The sequence below is a fragment of the Methylobacterium oxalidis genome (genome assembly GCF_007992195.1).
In the GTDB taxonomy this organism is placed as follows: domain Bacteria; phylum Pseudomonadota; class Alphaproteobacteria; order Rhizobiales; family Beijerinckiaceae; genus Methylobacterium; species Methylobacterium oxalidis.
In genome coordinates this window covers 1-11,850 of the sequence record NZ_BJZU01000059.1, presented here as the reverse complement: position 1 = coordinate 11,850, position 11,850 = coordinate 1, and the positions used below count along the sequence as shown (strand labels likewise).

Annotated in this window: 13 protein-coding genes; 8 read left to right on the top strand and 5 right to left on the bottom strand. The window is 74.3% G+C overall.

From position 1 onward, the window contains the following. Positions 1-152: 152 nt before the first annotated feature. On the top strand, positions 153-1,322 hold the full coding sequence (locus tag MOX02_RS14915; protein ID WP_147026585.1) for a DUF2336 domain-containing protein: 1,170 nt from the start codon (positions 153-155) through the stop codon (positions 1,320-1,322). Positions 1,323-1,453: 131 nt separating this feature from the next. Here the strand turns inward: MOX02_RS14915 and cydB are convergent, their stop codons facing one another. Further along, a complete protein-coding gene (gene cydB, locus MOX02_RS14910; protein WP_147026584.1) occupies positions 1,454-2,500 on the bottom strand; it encodes a cytochrome d ubiquinol oxidase subunit II in 1,047 nt (348 codons plus the stop codon). A gap of 105 nt (positions 2,501-2,605) precedes the next feature. Continuing rightward, positions 2,606-2,896 (bottom strand): hypothetical protein, encoded by a 291-nt coding sequence (locus MOX02_RS14905; RefSeq protein WP_147026583.1) that lies wholly within the window; start codon positions 2,894-2,896, stop codon positions 2,606-2,608. Between the two features lie 322 nt (positions 2,897-3,218). On the opposite strand from MOX02_RS14905, the gene MOX02_RS14900 reads away from it, so the two are divergent. From MOX02_RS14900 to MOX02_RS14890, 3 genes are all read left to right on the top strand, one after another. After that, on the top strand, positions 3,219-5,147 hold the full coding sequence (locus MOX02_RS14900; protein ID WP_238179246.1) for a sensor histidine kinase: 1,929 nt from the start codon (positions 3,219-3,221) through the stop codon (positions 5,145-5,147). A gap of 26 nt (positions 5,148-5,173) precedes the next feature. Further along, a complete protein-coding gene (locus MOX02_RS14895) occupies positions 5,174-5,854 on the top strand; it encodes a peptidoglycan-binding domain-containing protein (RefSeq protein ID WP_147026582.1) in 681 nt (226 codons plus the stop codon). 93 nt (positions 5,855-5,947) lie between these two features. Continuing rightward, positions 5,948-6,289: a DUF1491 family protein gene (locus MOX02_RS14890; RefSeq protein ID WP_147026581.1), complete on the top strand. Its 342-nt coding sequence runs from the start codon at positions 5,948-5,950 to the stop codon at positions 6,287-6,289. Between the two features lie 33 nt (positions 6,290-6,322). Here the strand turns inward: MOX02_RS14890 and MOX02_RS32180 are convergent, their stop codons facing one another. The 3 genes from MOX02_RS32180 to dgcN form a co-directional block, all read right to left on the bottom strand. Next, entirely contained in the window at positions 6,323-6,586 is a 264-nt protein-coding gene (locus MOX02_RS32180) for a BrnA antitoxin family protein (RefSeq protein ID WP_280525320.1), read from the bottom strand. 101 nt (positions 6,587-6,687) lie between these two features. Then, the gene (gene dgcA / locus MOX02_RS14880; protein ID WP_147026579.1) at positions 6,688-7,683 is read right to left on the bottom strand and encodes an N-acetyl-D-Glu racemase DgcA; all 996 of its coding nucleotides are present in this window, start codon (positions 7,681-7,683) and stop codon (positions 6,688-6,690) included. Next, the gene (gene dgcN / locus MOX02_RS14875) at positions 7,680-8,723 is read right to left on the bottom strand and encodes an N-acetyltransferase DgcN (RefSeq protein WP_147026578.1); all 1,044 of its coding nucleotides are present in this window, start codon (positions 8,721-8,723) and stop codon (positions 7,680-7,682) included. The genes dgcA and dgcN overlap by 4 nt, the downstream gene beginning before the upstream one ends. Positions 8,724-8,925: 202 nt before the next feature. On the opposite strand from dgcN, the gene maiA reads away from it, so the two are divergent. The 4 genes from maiA to MOX02_RS14855 all read left to right on the top strand — a co-directional run bounded on the left by maiA (position 8,926) and on the right by MOX02_RS14855 (position 11,743). Further along, positions 8,926-9,570, top strand: a complete 645-nt coding sequence (gene maiA / locus MOX02_RS14870) for a maleylacetoacetate isomerase (RefSeq protein WP_147026577.1) — start codon at positions 8,926-8,928, stop codon at positions 9,568-9,570. A 113-nt stretch (positions 9,571-9,683) separates the two neighbouring features. Beyond that, positions 9,684-11,015 carry an NAD(P)/FAD-dependent oxidoreductase gene (locus tag MOX02_RS14865; RefSeq protein WP_147026576.1) on the top strand — a complete coding sequence of 444 codons (1,332 nt, stop codon included), beginning with the start codon at positions 9,684-9,686 and terminating at the stop codon, positions 11,013-11,015. Between the two features lie 76 nt (positions 11,016-11,091). Beyond that, positions 11,092-11,403, top strand: coding sequence for an EthD family reductase (locus MOX02_RS14860; protein ID WP_147026575.1), 312 nt, complete (start codon positions 11,092-11,094; stop codon positions 11,401-11,403). A gap of 28 nt (positions 11,404-11,431) precedes the next feature. Continuing rightward, a complete protein-coding gene (locus MOX02_RS14855) occupies positions 11,432-11,743 on the top strand; it encodes a hypothetical protein (protein ID WP_147026574.1) in 312 nt (103 codons plus the stop codon). The last annotated feature ends 107 nt before the right edge of the window (positions 11,744-11,850 follow it).

The window sequence follows — 11,850 nt, the reverse complement described above, 5'->3', positions numbered from 1 at the left end:
CGGTGCGCTCACGCGCACGCGATCTCTCCCGAACGGGAGAGGTGGGGGCCGGCTGGCGCAGGGCGGGACGCCGCTCGGCGTGCGCGCTTAAAGGTCGATTCACGCAACGCGCTTAGCCTTCGGTTACCGTAGTTCCGCGTACCCGAAGTGCCATGCCCTCATCCGCCGACGATGCGCCGGACCTGTCCGGGCTCATCGAACTGTCGCGCATCGAGCATCTCGACCTGAAACCCGTGGTCCTGCGGGTTCAGACGGACCTGTTCCTGCAGGCGGCGCGACGGGACCGGGCGGCGACGGAGGCGTTCTCGGCGCTGGCCTGCGGCCTCATCCCCACCGTCGACGACGAGACGGCGGCCATCGTCGCCCGCAAGCTCGCGCCCTTCCCGGAGACGCCGGAGGCGGTGCTCCTCAGCCTCGCCCGCCGCGGCGGCGCCGTGCGCGATGCGGTGGTAGCCAGGGCGCCCCGCCTCACCACGCCGCTGATCGAGGCGGCGGAAGCCGACGGCACCGACATGGGTCCGGCGCTCGCCGCCCGCGCCGACCTCGGGCGCGCCACGGCGGCCGACCTCGCGGGGCGGGCCGACCCGGCCGTCGACCTCGCGCTGGCGCGCAACGCCGACACGCCGCTCTCCGGCGAGGCGCTGGCCCGGCTGACCGGGCGGGCCCGCCGCAACCCCGAGCTCGCCGCGGCGCTGCTGGCCCGGTCCGAGCTCGCGCCGGCCGAGATCGCGCCGCTCTACCTGCACGCGGATCCGGGCCGGCGCGAGGCCATCGCCGCCGCCGTGGAGGCCACCGCCGCGCTGCGCCCCTGCCCGCCCCCGCCCCGCGAGGCCGGGGCGGTCCTGACCGGCCTGTCGGCCGGCCACGACATCGGCGGCTTCGTCGCCGCGCTGGGCGACATCCTCGGCCTGCCGAAGGGCTTCCTCGCGGCCGCGCCCGACCCGGCGACCCGCTACGACCTCCTGACCCTGGCCCTGCGCGCCGCCGACCTGCACGAGGAGGAGGCGGTCTACGTCTTCCTGACGCTCAACGAGACGGTGGCGCGCTCGGCCGAGCGCGTGTTCGAGCTGGTGCGCCTGTTCCGCACCACCTCCCGCGCCGCCGCCCGCGACCTGCTCTCGGCAATCCTCGACGCGCCCCTGAGGGAGCGCGCGGCCGCGCCCGAGGCGCACCGGCCCTATCACGGCCCCGAGAGCGCCAAGGGCCGCCAGGCCGAGAGTTCCAAGAGCCGACCGGCCGAGAGTTCCAAGAGCCGACCGGTCGCGGCCGAGCGCGCGCCGCTGCGCCCCGCCCTGCCCGGCCGCGCGCGGAAGACCCCCTGAGGCGGGCCGTGCCCGGCGGCCTCAGCCCCGCACGACCGCCCGCAGCAGGTAGACGAGGCCCGTGAAGACGAGGAGGCTCGCGGCGTAGAAGGCCGCGAACCAGAGGAGCCGCCCCGCCTTGCGCTGCGCACTCAATGCCCGTAGCCGCCGGACTGGATGTCCTCCGCGACCTTCCCGCGGAAGACCCAGTAGGCGTAGGCCGTGTAGGCGAGCGTGAGCGGCATCACCACCGAGTAGCCGATCAGGGCGAATTGCAGGGCGCTCACCGCGTTGGCCGCCTGCCAGATCGTGAGCTTGGGTGGCACGATGTAGGGGAACAGGCTGATCGCCAGCCCGAGGAAGCCGAGCAGGAACAGGGCGATGGTGAGCAGGAAGGGCGCCACCTCGCGGCCCTCGTCGAGGGTCTTGTAGATCCGCCAGCACACGAAGGCCGTCACCAGCGGCACCGGCGCCACGTAGAGCAGGTTCGGCCAGGAGAACCAGCGCCACTGGATGTCGAGGCCGAGGAACGGCACCCAGGCGCTGACGATCGCCATCGACACGATCGTGCCGAGGAGGAACTGCTTGCTCTTGCGGCGCGACCAGATCTCGAGCTCGCCCGAGGTCTTCATCACGCACCAGGTCGCGCCGAGGAGGCCGTAGCCGCAGATCAGGCCGATCCCCGTCATCACGCTGAAGGGGGTGAGCCAGTCGAGGGCGCCGCCGGTGAAGCCGCGCCCCTCCGTGCGGAAGCCCTGCACGAAGGCGCCGAGCACCACGCCCTGCGCGAAGGTCGCCACGAGCGATCCGTATTGGAAGGCGTAGTCCCAGATGAGCTGCGACCGGTCGGCCTTGAAGCGGAACTCGAAGGCGACGCCGCGGAAGATCAGGGCGATCAGCATCAGGATCAGCGGCAGGTAGAGCGCGGGCAGCAGGATCGCGTAGGCGACGCTGAACACCGCGAACAGGCCGCCGCCGCCGAGCACCAGCCAGGTCTCGTTGCCGTCCCAGATGGGGGCGACCGAGAGCATCATCCGGTCCCGCCAGTTGCCCCGCTCGGCCGCGGTGAACAGGATGCCGACCCCGAGGTCGAAGCCGTCGATCACCACGTACATGGCGACCGCGAGCGCCAGCAGCGCCGCCCAGACGAGCGGCAGCCAGAAGGCCGCCCCCTCGTACTCCATGCCGAAGCCGAACATCCCCGCTCCTCTCCGCGCCCCGCGGGCCGCCGGGACGGACCCTAGCCGGGCGGCGGGGCGGAGGCCAAGTCGCGGGTTGAGCGGGAGGGCGATTTCTGAGGACGCTCAGCGGCCCTCGGCGCCCCGCCAGGCCGGGCGCCGGTCGGCCTCGGCGAGGGTGTCCTGCGAGGGCGGCGGAACGGAGAGGCGCCGGGACAGCTCGGCCAGACCCTCGCGGGCGACGCGCTCGCGGGCCTCCGGCGGCACCGCGTTCCAGGCGGCCGGCAGCGCCCGCGCCAGATCGGGCATCGCGCCGGGCACCGAGGCCGGCAGCGGGGGCGGCGCCTGCCCGCCCTCGCGCAGGGCGAAGTAGGAGAGCGTGCCGATCACCAGCGCGGCGCGCAGAAGGAACGACATGACAGCGGCATCCTCGCCCGGCCGCGGATGCGGCCCGTCCGCGCGTGAGCCTCGCCGCGATTGGTGAAGCGGCGCTCAAGAGGGCGGAGGAAATCCGGCCGCATGGTGAACGGTTTTCAGCCCGCATGGTGAACGGTTTTCAGGCCGCACCCGTTTCGGGCCGGCCCTGGGGCCGGCGCGGTTACCTTGCGGAAAGCATCCTCGAAAATTCGGGCGGTGTCGCGCAACACTCGCTTAAGCCGCCTCTGCGAACGTCAGGCTCAATCGTGTGAAGTCGAGCCGAGGGGCGCGGAACGGCCGGTGAGGCTATAACGCGCTGCGCGTGTCTGTATTGCGTATCTACACAGCCCTGACCTCGCTCGTCGACGCGCGCCTCGCGGGGCTCGTCCACGAGTCGGTGATCGACGATCCCGGCGTGCGCTTCCGGCACGAGCGGTTCCTGGTCTCCCGGCTCGCCACCGGCGCGGTGATGATGGCGGCGCTGCCGCCCTACCTGCTCTGGCGGGGCGTCCCCTCCGGCATCGAGGCGCTCGCCATCGCGAGCCTGTTCCTGCCGGTCTTCGCGGCCCTCCTCCTGTCGCGCACCGGCTCGCTCTGGGCCGCGCACGCCCTCTCCTCGGCCGGGCTCACCGGCCTCGTCGTGTGCGTGGCCGGCATGACCGGCGGCCCGAGCTCGGCCGCCGCGATCTGGCTCGTGGCGATCCCGCTCGAGGCGGTGGTCTCGGGCTCGCGGCGGGCGACCGCGGCGGCGGCGGCCATCGCCACGCTCGGCGCCCTCGCCGTGGCCTTCGGCGGAGCCTGGACCGCGGGCGCCCCCACGGTCGGCTGGTCGGCGCAGGTGGCGATGCCGGTCTTCGCCATCACGGCCATCGGCCACGTGGCGGCGCAGGCGCTGGAGCACATGCGCAACGAGGGCAAGTGGCGCGCGCGGATGCGCGACAACGAGGCCCGGGACCGCATGCTGCTCTCGGCCATCGACGACCTCGTGACCTGGCACGACCGTAACGGCCGCGTGCTGGAGGCGAGCGCCTCGGCGGCGCGCTTCGTCGGCACCGAGGCGCAGCGCCTGCGCGGCCACGGCCTGCTCGACCGGGTGCACGTGGCCGACCGGCCGGCCTTCCTGCAGGCGATCAGCGACGTGGCGGCCACGGGCCGGCCCGCCACCGTGCCGTTCCGCCTGCACCTCGAGCCCGGCGCCGACCGGCACGACGGCGCGCGGGTGATCCACGCCGAGATGCGCGCCCACCGCATCGCGGGCGAGGAGGCCGGCGGCCCCCCGACCGTGGTCGCCGTGACCCGCGACGTCTCCGAGCACCGCCGCCACGCGGCCGAGCTGGAGCGCGCCCGCGCCGAGGCCGAGCGCGCGGACGCCGTGAAGAGCCGCTTCCTCGCCAATGTCAGCCACGAGCTGCGCACGCCGCTCAACGCCATCATCGGTTTCTCCGAGGTGCTCGCGGGCGAGGGCGCGGTGGTGCTCGGGCCGGAGCGGGCGCGGGAATATGCCGGCATCATCGGCGCCTCGGGCCAGCACCTGCTCGACGTGGTCAACACGCTGCTCGACATGAGCCGCATCCAGAGCGGCAACTTCGACTACCAGCCCGAGACGATCGACGCGGCCGCCCTGCTGCGGACCTGCTGCGACCTGATGCAGCTCAAGGCGGACGCCGCGGGCGTCAGCCTCGTGCGCGCCGGCTGCGCCCAGGCGGTCGAGATCACCGCCGACCCCCGCGCCTGCCGGCAGATGATGATCAACCTGATCTCGAACGCCGTGAAGTTCACGGGCAACGGCGGCCGGATCGAGGTGGCGCTGCGCCCGCGCGGCCAGCAGCTCGAGGTCGTCGTCACCGACACGGGGATCGGCATCCGCGAGGCGGACCTGCCCCATCTCGGCACGCCCTTCTTCCAGGCGGGCGGCGGCGGCTACAAGCGGGCCCACGAGGGCACCGGCCTCGGCCTGTCCGTGGTGCAGGGCCTCGTCGGGCTGCACGGCGGCACCATCGCCATCGAGAGCGCCGAGGGCGAGGGCACCACCATCACGGTCACGCTGCCGCGCGATTGCCGCCGCGGCAACCCGGGCGGTGCGCCCGCCCCCATCACCGCCACGGTCCGCAGCCGGATGCCGGCGCGCGCCGAGCCTGCCCTGGTGCGGCTCCCGCTCGGCCTGTTCGAGGCGGGGCCGGCGCCCGCGGAGGCGATCGGCCTCGCCGAGGCGGTCGGGCGGCCGGTCTCCCCGCTGCGGCGGGTCGGATGAGCGCGGCCGAGCGAGAGAGACAGAGCATGCGCGACAGCCCGAGGCCGCGGGACCCCCGCGAGATCATCGTCGCCGGCGAGGGCCGCCCCGCCGCCGGCTCCCGCCGCCGCGCCGCGGTCCGCCCGCCGCCCGGCGAGATGCGCGCGGCGCTCGGCGCCTTCGCGCGGGGCGCGGGCGCGGTCTGCCGCCGCAACCCCGGCGAGGTCGCCGGCTCCCTCGTGGCGATCGCGGCCGCGGGCTACGTCGCGGTGAACGCGCTCGGCCTGCAGGCCGGGCGCCACCCCGCCCCGATCCTGCCGAAGGTCGCGGCGCGGGCGGAGGCGCCCGCCCGGAAGGCCCCGCCCCCCGAGCGGCCGGCGCCCGAGAAGGTCGCGGCCGAGCGGCTCGCGGCGGACGCGAAGGAGGCGCCGCGCGCCGCCAAGGCCCCCGAGCCGGCGCCGCGGCGCGACCCGATCGGCGACCTGATCCGCTCCGACGAGACCACCACCGCCTCGGTGACGCCCAAGGCCGACCGCGCCGTGATGCAGGCGCAGCGCGCCCTGCTGAAGCTCGGCTACGGCCCGCTGAAGGCCGACGGCATGATGGGGGCGAACACCCGCGCGGCGATCGAGAAGTTCGAGCGCGACCGCAAGCTGCCGGTGAAGGGCGAGGCCGCAGGCCGCACCCTGCGCGAACTCGCCGCCCGCGCCGGCCTGCCGCCGGGCTGAGCCCGCGCGGGCGGTTGCCAGGCGGCCGCGCCTCGCGCATGCGGGGGCCGCCACCCCGGCCGACCTCCGGCCGGCCCGCCCGCGAGGAAGACCATGCCGCGCCTGCGCTCCGATTTCTTCGTCTCGGCCCAGATCCGGCGCCTCGACGTCGAGGGCGTGCCGGCGGTGCTGCGCCGCCGCGGCGCGGCTGAGGCCGGCGCGATCTTCGTGAAGGTCGACCGCCTCGACGGCACCGCCGACCTCTACGGCCCGGCGCCGCAGGCCCTGTTCGACGCGGAGACCTCGGGCGAGCGCCGCTTCGCGCAGCTGCTCTCGGGCGCCGAGCCGCTCTCCGTCGAGGAGCGCCTCGCCAAGGAGGCCCGCTTCGACGACGACCTCTGGATCATCGAGATCGACGACCGCGCGGGCCGGCATTTCCTGGATCTGGCGGAGTGAGCGGCTGGCGCCGGGTCTCGGTCTCGGACGCCGTCAGGCGGGCGCCTTCGCGAGGCGCCGCACGCCGCTTGCCAGCGCCTCGCTCATCCGGGTGTGCCGGCCGGGGCCGGTCGCCCTGTCGGCGTCGATGACGGCGGGATCGACACGCAGGGTGAGTTGCGCCTTCTTCCGGGCGGCCTTCGGGCGGCCCCGCTTGGTCAGGGCGGCGTAGAGGGCTGGATGCAGGACCTCGCTGGCGGGGCGCATCGCGGCCAGTTCCTCTTCGGTCGCCTCCGGGGCATCCGGATCCCGGGCGATCTCCGCCTGAAGCGCGGCCTCCTCGGGCTCGCTGAGGGGCGGGATCCCACTGTGCCTGGCGGAGCGCCGGATAGGTTCCCCGCTCTCGCCAGCCTTCTACCTCACCCCCACAATTCCGGATCCGGCGGGTGGATCGTGCTGCCCTCGAAGCGGAGGCCGGGCTCGCGGTCGCGGGCGAGGAGCAGGGGCCCGTCGAGGTCGACCCAGTCCGCGTGGTGGGCGAGCAGCATGGCCGGCGCCATGGCGAGCGAGGTGCCGACCATGCAGCCCACCATCAGCGAGAGGCCGCGCGCCCGCGCCTCGTGGGCGAGCATCACCGCCTCGGTGAGGCCGCCCGTCTTGTCGAGCTTGATGTTGACGGCGTCGTAGCGCTCGGCCACCCGGTCGAGGCCGGCGCGGTCGTGCAGGCTCTCGTCGGCGCAGATCGGGATCGGGCGGGCGATCGTGGCGAGGAGGTCGTCGGCCTCCGCCGGCAGCGGCTGCTCGATCAGCCCGACGCCGGCCTCCAGGCAGGCGGCGAGGTTCGCCTCGATGGTCTCGGCCCGCCACGCCTCGTTGGCGTCGACGATGAGCCGCGCGTCCGGGGCGCCGCGGCGCACGGCGGCGATGCGGGCCGGGTCGCCCGCGCCGCCGAGCTTCACCTTGAGGAGCGGGCGGTGCGCGGCCGCGCGGGCGGCCGCCTCCATGCTCTCCGGGTCGCCGAGGCTCAGCGTGTAGGCGGTGGTGGCGGGCGCGGGCGCGGAGAGGCCCGCGATCTCCCAGGCCGGGCGCCCGGCGCGCTTCGCCTCCAGGTCGAACAGGGCGCAGTCGAGGGCGTTGCGCGCCGCGCCCGCCGGCATCCGCGCCAGGAGGTCGGTGCGGGTGAGGCCGGCGGCCACCGCCTCGGCCTCGCCCGCGATCATCTCGGCCACGCTCTCCACGGTCTCGCCGTAGCGGGCGTAAGGGACGCACTCGCCGCGGCCCGCGAGCGCGCGCTCGCCCTCCTCGCAGGCGATGCTCGCCACCACCACGACCGCCTCGGTGCGGCTGCCGCGGGCGATGGTGAAGGCCCCGGCGATCGGGAAGCGCTCGACGGCGACGGAGAGGCGGCGGCTCACGCGGAGGCTCCGGCTGCGGGGAACCCGGCGACGAGCCGGAACTCGGCGACGAGCCGGTCGACGAGGGCGTCGACGCCGAAGCGCACCGGGTCCGTCGCCGGCAGGTCGTGCTCGGCCGCGATCGTGTCCAGGTAGCGGCGGGCCTCCGCCTCCTCCAGGGCCTGCGTGTTCACGGCGATGCCCGTCGCCCGGATGTCCGGATTGGTGAGCCGGCCGAGGCGCACCGTCATGTCGATGACCTCGGAGATCGTCGGCAGCGGGTGCTCGACGCCGCGCATCCGCGTGCGGGTCGGCTCGTGGCAGGTCACGAAGGCGTCGGGCTGGGCCCCGTGCAGCAGGCCGAGGCTGACCCCCGCGAAGGAGGGGTGGAACAGCGAGCCCTGCCCCTCGATGAGGTCCCAGTGGCCGGGCTCGGCGGCGGGCGAGATCCACTCGACGGCCCCCGAGATGAAATCGGCCACCACCGCGTCGATCGCCACGCCGCGCCCCGAGATGAACACGCCGGTCTGGCCGGTGGCGCGGAAATCCGCGTCGAGGCCGCGCTCGCGCATGCCGCGCTCCAGCGCCAGCACCGTGTACTTCTTCCCCACCGAGCAGTCGGTGCCGACCGTGAGCAGGCGCCGGCCCGGCCGCCTCGTGCCCTTGCCGGTGGCGAAGCTCTCGCGCGTGTGGCGCACGTCGTGGAGGCTGCGCCCGCGCGCCTCGGCCGCCCGCGCGATGGCCGGGACCGAGCCGAGCCGGACGTGCAGGCCGCTCGCCACGTCGAGGCCGGCCTCGAGGGCGGCCACGATCTCGGCGACCCAGTGGTCGGGCAGCACGCCGCCCGCGTTGACGACGCCGATCACCAGCGTGCGGCAGCCCTTCGCGACGGCCTCCTCCAGGGTCAGGTCCGGGATGCCGAGGTCGGCCGCGCAGCCCGGCAGGCGGAGCTGCCCGACGCACCAGTCCGGGCGCCAGTCGACGATGCCGTAGGCGGTCTTGGCGGCGAGGCGGTCCGGCACGTCGCCGAGGAACATCAGGTAGGGGGTGTCGATCTGCATCGGTCTCGCTCGCCCGAGGACGCCCGCGGCGGCGCCCCCGCCTCTATGGGGGATCGCGGACGCGAACGCCAATGCACGATGCCGGCCAGCGCCGGCCCGCGCAATCGTGCGCGCGCCGCTTGAGCCGCGGCCGGCGAGATGGCAATCCGGGACTGCCGAAACGTCCCGGTTCGCGCGGGCGTCGGCGGAGGTCGCGTCCCGCATGAAGATGTACGGCAACTGGCGCTCGGCCGCGGCCTTCCGGGTCCGCATCGCGCTCAACCTCAAGGGCATCCCCTGCGAGGAGACCTTCATCGACCTCGACGCGGGCGACCAGCACGCGCCGGAGTTCCGCCGGATCAACCCGCAGGGGGCGGTGCCGGCCCTGTTCGACGGCGACGGGCCGCCGCTGACGCAGTCGCTGGCGATCCTCGACTACCTCGAGGAGACGCATCCCGACGTGCCGTTGCTGCCGGCCGAGCCCAGGGCCCGCGCCCGGGCGCGCTCGCTGGCGCAGGTCGTCGCCTGCGACACCCACCCGCTCTACGTGCCGCGGGTGCGCACCTACCTGATGGACGCCTACGGCCTGCCGAAGGAGCGGATGCTGGACTTCGTGCGGCACGCCTTCGAGACCGGGCTGAAGGTCCTGGAGACGCGCCTCTCGACGGAGGACGGCACCGGGCGCTACTGCCAGGGCGACCGCGTGAGCCACGCCGACCTCTGCCTCGTCAGCCTCTACGTGGGCACGGGCATCTTCGGCGTCGACACGCAAGCCTACCCGACCGTGCGGCGGATCGCCGAGACCTGCCTCGCGGAGGACGCCTTCGCGCGGGCCCACCCGCTGCGCCAGCCCGGCGCGCCGGCCTGAGCGATGAACCGCGGGACACGGTTGGAATTGTTCTGAAACCTGTGCCAGAGGCGGCAGGGCGAGGATGGAGGGGCGGCCGGTCCGGGCCGCGCCGAGAGGGGACGGGAGAGCGCATGGTACCGGGCGAGAACGAGGTTGGCCTGCACCGCATCGTGGTGGTCGGCGGGGGAGCGGCCGGGCTGCAGCTCGCGACGAAGCTCGGCGACAAGCTCGGGCGCCGCCGCAAGGCGCACGTCACGCTCGTCGACCGGGCCCGCACCCACATCTGGAAGCCGCTCCTGCACGAGGTGGCGGCGGGCAGCCTCGACGTCGGCCACCACGCCGTCGACTACCTGCACCACGCCCACGAGCACCATTTCCGCTACCGGATCGGCGAGATGACCGGCCTCGACCGGGCAACCCGCACGATCCAGCTCGCCGCGAGCCTCGATTCCGAGGGGCGCGAGGTCACGCCGGTGCGCGACATCGCCTACGACACGCTGGTGATGGCGGTGGGCTCGACCACCAACGATTTCGGCACGCCGGGGGTGAAGGAGCACGCCATCGCCCTCGACACCCAGGACCAGGCGGTGCGCTTCCAGCAGCGGCTCATCAACGCCATGCTGCGCGCCCACACGCAGACGGGGCCGGTGCGGCCGGGCCAGCTCCACGTCACCGTGATCGGGGCGGGCGCCACCGGCACGGAGCTCGCCGCCGAGCTGCACCGGACCACCCGGCAGGTCGCCTCGACGGGTCTCGACCGGATCGACCCCGCCAAGGACCTCAAGATCACCCTGGTTGAGGCGGCCGAGCGCATCCTGCCCGCGGTGCCGGCGCGGCTCTCGGGCGAGGTGATGGCGCTCCTGAGCAAGATCGGCGTCGAGGTGCGCACGCAGGCCCGCGTGACCGAGGTGCGGGCCGACGGGGTGCAGCTCGCCGACGGCGGCTTCATCCCCTCCGAGCTCGTGGTCTGGGCGGCCGGCGTGAAGGCGCCCCCCTTCCTCAAGGACATCGGCGGCCTCGAGACCACGCGCACCAACCAGCTCGTGGTGACGCAGACCCTGCAGACCACCCGCGACCCGGACATCTTCGCGATCGGCGACTGCGCCTACCTCGTGGAGCCCGGCACGGACACGCCGGTCCCGCCCCGCGCCCAGGCCGCCCACCAGCAGGCGAGCTACCTGATCAAGCAGATCCCGAACAAGATGGCCGGCCGCGCGCTGCCGCCCTTCAAGTACCGCGACTTCGGCTCGCTCGTCTCGCTCGGCGAGTACTCGACGGTGGGCAACCTGATGGGCTTCATCCAGGGGAAGAACATGTTCATCGCGGGCCTCTTCGCCCGGATGATGTACCGCTCGCTCTACAAGATGCACGAGCAGGCGCTCCACGGCACCTGGAAGACCGCCCTCGACGCGCTGGCCCGCGCGCTCACCCGGCGCACCGAGCCGCGGGTGAAGCTGCACTGACTGCAAGCGGGCGCCGCCTCCCCTATCTGACCCCGCGGGCGCCGGCCGTGACCGGCGCGCCAGCGAGGAGACGACCATGATCCTGATCAGCGTCATGTACCCGGGCGGGTCCGGCACCCGGTTCGACATGGGCTACTATCTCGGCCACCACATGCCGATGGTGCGCGAGCGCTGGAGCCCGCTCGGCCTGCACGAGGCGAAGGTGGTGCGCGGCACCGGCACGCCGGACGGCGGCCCCGCCCCCTACCAGGTGATGGCGCTGCTGACCTTCGAATCGGCCGACGCCTTCAAGGCCGCGGTCGACCGGCACGGGGACGAGATCTTCGGCGACATCCCGAAGTTCACCGACGTGCAGCCGGTGGTGCAGCTCAACGACTTCCCGGAATAGGGCCGGGCGCCCGGATCGGCACGAGGCCATGATCGACATCATCAAGCAGCTCCAGGAGCGCAACCCGGCGCTCGGCGCCTACATCCTCGTGCTGCGCCCGGATTCCCGGGCGCTCGCCGACCCGGAGCACCTGACGCTGGAGGCGCAGACCTGGATGGGGATTCGCACGCCCGGCGCCCGCCTCTCGCGCGAGAGCGTGCTGCTCGCCCCCTACCCGGGCGGCACGCCGGCCGAGCGCATCGTGACGGTCCTGGCCTTCAAGGACGCCCAGCACCTCGCCGCCTTCGCCACCGCCTGGACCTCCGACCCGGAGCCGGAGGACGAGCCGGCCTCCGCGTAGGGAGCGGGCCCCCTCTCCCGTCCGGGAGAGGTGGGCGCCGGCTCCGCGTGAGCGAACCTGAAACGACCGGGCGCGGGTCCCCTCTCCCGTCCGGGAGAGGGACAGGG

What these genes read in the sequence shown, in the direction of transcription:
- dgcN (WP_147026578.1), bottom strand. Translation starts at nt 8,723, where the DNA reads ATGCAGATCGACACCCCCTACCTGATGTTCCTCGGCGACGTGCCGGAC.
- MOX02_RS14855 (WP_147026574.1), top strand. Translation starts at nt 11,432, where the DNA reads ATGATCGACATCATCAAGCAGCTCCAGGAGCGCAACCCGGCGCTCGGC.
- cydB (WP_147026584.1), bottom strand. Translation starts at nt 2,500, where the DNA reads ATGTTCGGCTTCGGCATGGAGTACGAGGGGGCGGCCTTCTGGCTGCCG.
- MOX02_RS14905 (WP_147026583.1), bottom strand. Translation starts at nt 2,896, where the DNA reads ATGTCGTTCCTTCTGCGCGCCGCGCTGGTGATCGGCACGCTCTCCTAC.
- MOX02_RS14915 (WP_147026585.1), top strand. Translation starts at nt 153, where the DNA reads ATGCCCTCATCCGCCGACGATGCGCCGGACCTGTCCGGGCTCATCGAA.
- MOX02_RS14860 (WP_147026575.1), top strand. Translation starts at nt 11,092, where the DNA reads ATGATCCTGATCAGCGTCATGTACCCGGGCGGGTCCGGCACCCGGTTC.
- MOX02_RS14865 (WP_147026576.1), top strand. Translation starts at nt 9,684, where the DNA reads ATGGTACCGGGCGAGAACGAGGTTGGCCTGCACCGCATCGTGGTGGTC.
- maiA (WP_147026577.1), top strand. Translation starts at nt 8,926, where the DNA reads ATGAAGATGTACGGCAACTGGCGCTCGGCCGCGGCCTTCCGGGTCCGC.
- MOX02_RS14890 (WP_147026581.1), top strand. Translation starts at nt 5,948, where the DNA reads ATGCCGCGCCTGCGCTCCGATTTCTTCGTCTCGGCCCAGATCCGGCGC.
- MOX02_RS14895 (WP_147026582.1), top strand. Translation starts at nt 5,174, where the DNA reads ATGCGCGACAGCCCGAGGCCGCGGGACCCCCGCGAGATCATCGTCGCC.